Consider the following 4,384-nt stretch of genomic DNA (forward strand, 5'->3'; position numbering starts at 1 on the left):
CGACCAACAAAAACTTTACACTAACTTAAAATCTTTACGTAAATATTAAAATTGTTATATAATAATGTCACGCAATTAGAAAAAGGAAGGTGATCGTCTTGTCTAAGCATCAATTGATACTTACATATATTGAATCACTAAGCATTGGAAGTAAAATTTCAGTTAGACAAATCGCAAAAGAGTTAAATGTGAGTGAAGGAACAGCCTATCGTGCTATGAAAGAAGCAGAGAATAAAGGCTATGTTTCTTCGATTGAACGTGTGGGAACAGTTAGAATTCAAAAAAAAGAACGTGATAATATTGAACAATTAAATTATGCTGAAATTGTTAATATTGTAGAAGGGCAATTAGTAGCAGGACGAAATGGCTTGCACAATGTTGTTAAAGATTTTGCTATTGCGGCGATGGATAAAGAACAAGTCAAAAATCATATTCATGAAGGTACTTTATTAATTGTAGGTAATAGATTAGATGTGATAAAAGAAGCAATTGATTTAGGATGTGCTATTTTGATGACAGGTGGGTTCTTCCCACCTGAAGAATTAAAAACTATTGCAAATTCAAATAACTTACCTATTATTGTAACAAGTCATGACTCTTTTTCAGTCGCTCATTTAATTAATCGTGCGACGAATGATCAATTGATTAAAAAAGAGATACTTACAGTTGAAAATATTATGTTAGCTTCACAAGATATTCATTATTTAAAATTAACAGATAGTGTCGCAACATGGTATGAACAACGTAAAAAAACAGGTCATACCAGATTTCCAGTTTTAAACGATCATAATAAATTAGTTGGGATCATTACACCTAGAGATATTGTAGATGTTGATCATCATACACCTATTCGTCAAATTATGAAACAAGGGATTATTACGACTTCTTTAACGACACCAATTTCCACGGTCGCTTATACGATGTTAGCAGAGGGTATTGAATTAGTCCCAGTTATTGATAATCATAATGAATTATTAGGTTTAGTATCTCGTCAAATTGTATTTAAAGCATTAATGTCTACCTCACGTCAACCACAAAATAGTGACACATTTGATGAAATTGTTAGACGTGTCGTGGTAAAACGTCCAGAAGGTTTACAAATTAAAGTATTACCTCAAATGTTAGATCAGTTTGGTACAGTATCACGTGGTGTATTAATGAGTATTATTAATGAAGCGGTACATTATGCAGCTTATAATTATAATCGTCATGAAGTATTAATAGATAATATATCGATCTATTTTTTACGCACGGTATCATTAAATGATCAAATTAATACACGGACAATGATTTTGGATTTTGGGCGTAAATCCGCCAAATTAGATGTAGAATTATATGTAAGAGATGAAATGATAGGTAAGGCAATTATAACTTGTCAAACATTTTCTAGAATTTAAAAGAAAGCGATGAAGGTAAGTGAAAATATGAAATTAAATCGTCAGCAAGCAATGGAACAGTATCATCAATTAATACAAAAAGTTTTAACTAATGTCATTAAAGTTGCACCACCTTCAATTGAACAAGCGTTTACTGTGCTTAATTGTTGTCAGCAACAAGAGGAAATGTCACTATTTTATTACCAAGATCATTGGATCAATGTCAATCAATTAAATAATAAACAAGCGATAAGCAGTCAATTACTATCACAAGGGCCACAAATTATTAAATATATTAATGAATTATTCAAAGAAACAGATGTAGCAAATTATGCTTTTATTCAATTAAGATATGATTGTCGTACAAATGAATGGCAATCTCATTTTGTGTGGCAAGATGAGTTAGTTAATCAACAGTTAACATTGGATCAATTTATTACACAATGGCAATTAAGAATGACTAATGAGATTAATCAATGGTAAATTAAAATAGGTATGTTTATCTATAGTAGTGTGATAGAATGTGAATAATAATTATTTATGGGAGGAGTCATCTTGGCAAAAATTAAACAATTATCAGCTATTTTATCTAATAAGATTGCTGCAGGTGAAGTCGTTGAAAGACCAGCTTCAGTTGTCAAAGAACTAGTCGAAAATGCAATTGATGCGGGTAGTACTCAAATTGAAATCTATTTACAAGAAGCGGGTTTACAGTCAATAGAAATTATTGATAATGGAGAAGGAATGGATGCTGAAGATGCCGTATTAGCATTTGGTAGACATGCAACGAGTAAAATTGTAGAAGATTATGATTTGTTTCATATTAAAACTTTAGGATTTAGAGGTGAGGCATTAGCTTCGATTGCGTCAGTAAGTAAGGTAACTTTAGAAACTTGTGCAGACCAACATCAAGGAGTCACATTATATTTAGAAGGTGGCGAACTAAAATCTAATGAAGTGAGTCATGCACGTAAAGGAACACGCATTAAAGTAGAACAATTATTTTATAATACACCTGCTAGATTAAAATATGTTAAAACTTTAGCCACTGAATTAGGCAATATTACAGATATTATTAATCGTTTAGCATTGGGTTATCCTAATATCTCATTTAAATTAGCTAATGAACATAAAACTTTATTACAAACGAGTGGTAATGGTAATATTCAACAAGTGTTAGCGGTTATCTATAGTCCACAAATTGCTAGAAATATGTTAAAAATTGTTGGTGCTAATGATGATTATGAAATAGAAGGGTATATTTCCTTACCTGAAGAAACACGGGCTAATCGACATTATATGAGTATATTTATTAATGGTAGATACATTAAAAATATTGGTATTACAAAAGCAATTCAAGAAGGTTATAATCAATTGTTGCCCATTCATCGTTTTCCAATTGCCTATATCAATATAAAGATGGATGCAATATTAGTAGATGTCAATGTTCATCCAACGAAGCAAGAAGTGAGACTTTCTAAAGAAAAAGAATTACAACAATTATTGATGCAAACAATTAGAGAAGTATTAAAAAATTATGATTATATAGCTGATGCGCAAACAGTTATTGAGAAAAAAAAGCCAGTATTAATGACTGAACAACAAGATTTATTTGAAATTGTATCTCATGACGAGGGGATACCTCATCAAGTTGACGATGAAGTTGAAGCAACTACCGATATAGAAGATCATGACGCCATTACTAATCAAAATAATGAAGCGGTAGTATCACCAACGACTTCAACTAATATTTATCAAGAACCATTTGCTTATCAACAACCTGATATTATTAAAGAGCAATCAGAAGTCGTGCAACGTCACAACTTACCGTTATTAGAAGTTATTGGACAGTTACATAAAACTTATATTGTGGCACAAGGGGACAAAGGTTTATATTTAATTGATCAACATGCAGCACAAGAGAGGATTAAATTCGAATATTATCGTGAGAAACTTGCACATCCACCTAAAGATGTACAAAGTTTATTACTCCCAATTACTTATCATGTGGCACAAGATGATTATTTACGCTTAATGGAATTATTACCACAGTTACATGAAGTCGGTGTCTTTTTAGAAAGTTTTGGTGTTAATACTTTAGTAGTTAAAGAATATCCTACGTGGATGCCTGCTCAAGAAGCGGAACAATTTATTAGAGATATGATTGAATATCTTTTGGAACATCAAAAAGTAGATATTAAAAAATTAAGAGAAGATTCTGCAATTATGATGAGCTGTAAACGTTCAATTAAAGCGAATAAATATTTACAAAAATATGAAATGGAAGATTTATTAGCACAGTTAAATCATTGTATAGAACCTTATACTTGTCCGCATGGACGTCCAATTATTGTTAATTTTTCTAATTATGATTTAGAAAAAATGTTTAAAAGAAGTATGTAAAGAAAGTGAGAATTTATGTTTGAAGAACAATCTATTATACCTGCAATTAAATCTGCGAAAAGTTTAGAAATGTTTTGCAAGAGTGATAAAAAATACGGTGTGTTTTTAGAAACACATATTGGCCAAATTGCTGCTTGGATAGCTTTATCTAAAAAATATAATAAACAAGTTTTAGTACATCATGATTTAATACAAGGATTAACAAGTGACGATGCTGCTGTTGAATTTGTTTGCCAAAAGTTAAAACCATACGGTATTATTTCAACGAAACCTTCGGTAATTAACAAAGCGAAACAACAGAAGTGTAAAACGATACTTAGAATATTTTTACTTGATTCAGTAGCCTTGACTAAGGCCATTAAACAAATTCATTATTGCCAGCCAGATGCAGTTGAAATTTTACCTGGTTTAATGCCAGAGATAATGGCTTTAATTCATGAACAAACAAATATCCCTATTATTGCTGGTGGTTTAATTACAAAAAAATGTCATATGGAACAAGCATTATCATCCGGTGTGATGTGCGTGACAACTTCTCATCATGAATTGTGGTAAAGTAATAGATTTTTGTGGCTCTTTGTCAAAGAGTGTTGATGAACAAAATT

Annotated in this window: 4 protein-coding genes; all 4 read left to right on the forward strand. The window is 31.0% G+C overall.

What is annotated here, in order from left to right; translation table 11 throughout:
• The first annotated feature begins 98 nt into the window (after positions 1-98).
• The 4 genes from AC5EAH_RS07735 to AC5EAH_RS07750 all read left to right on the forward strand — a co-directional run bounded on the left by AC5EAH_RS07735 (position 99) and on the right by AC5EAH_RS07750 (position 4,334).
• Complete coding sequence (locus AC5EAH_RS07735; protein ID WP_493494204.1) at positions 99-1,397, forward strand: DRTGG domain-containing protein; 1,299 nt, start codon at positions 99-101, stop codon at positions 1,395-1,397.
• A gap of 27 nt (positions 1,398-1,424) precedes the next feature.
• A complete protein-coding gene (locus tag AC5EAH_RS07740) occupies positions 1,425-1,859 on the forward strand; it encodes a hypothetical protein (RefSeq protein ID WP_493494205.1) in 435 nt (144 codons plus the stop codon).
• Positions 1,860-1,931: 72 nt separating this feature from the next.
• The gene (gene mutL / locus AC5EAH_RS07745; protein WP_493494206.1) at positions 1,932-3,779 is read left to right on the forward strand and encodes a DNA mismatch repair endonuclease MutL; all 1,848 of its coding nucleotides are present in this window, start codon (positions 1,932-1,934) and stop codon (positions 3,777-3,779) included.
• A 15-nt stretch (positions 3,780-3,794) separates the two neighbouring features.
• Positions 3,795-4,334: a glycerol-3-phosphate responsive antiterminator gene (locus AC5EAH_RS07750; RefSeq protein ID WP_493494207.1), complete on the forward strand. Its 540-nt coding sequence runs from the start codon at positions 3,795-3,797 to the stop codon at positions 4,332-4,334.
• The last annotated feature ends 50 nt before the right edge of the window (positions 4,335-4,384 follow it).

Source organism: Staphylococcus sp. B1(2026) (assembly GCF_058895785.1).

Coding starts and splice junctions, on each gene's coding strand:
- AC5EAH_RS07750 (WP_493494207.1), top strand. CDS start 3,795: ATGTTTGAAGAACAATCTATTATACCTGCAATTAAATCTGCGAAAAGT.
- AC5EAH_RS07740 (WP_493494205.1), top strand. CDS start 1,425: ATGAAATTAAATCGTCAGCAAGCAATGGAACAGTATCATCAATTAATA.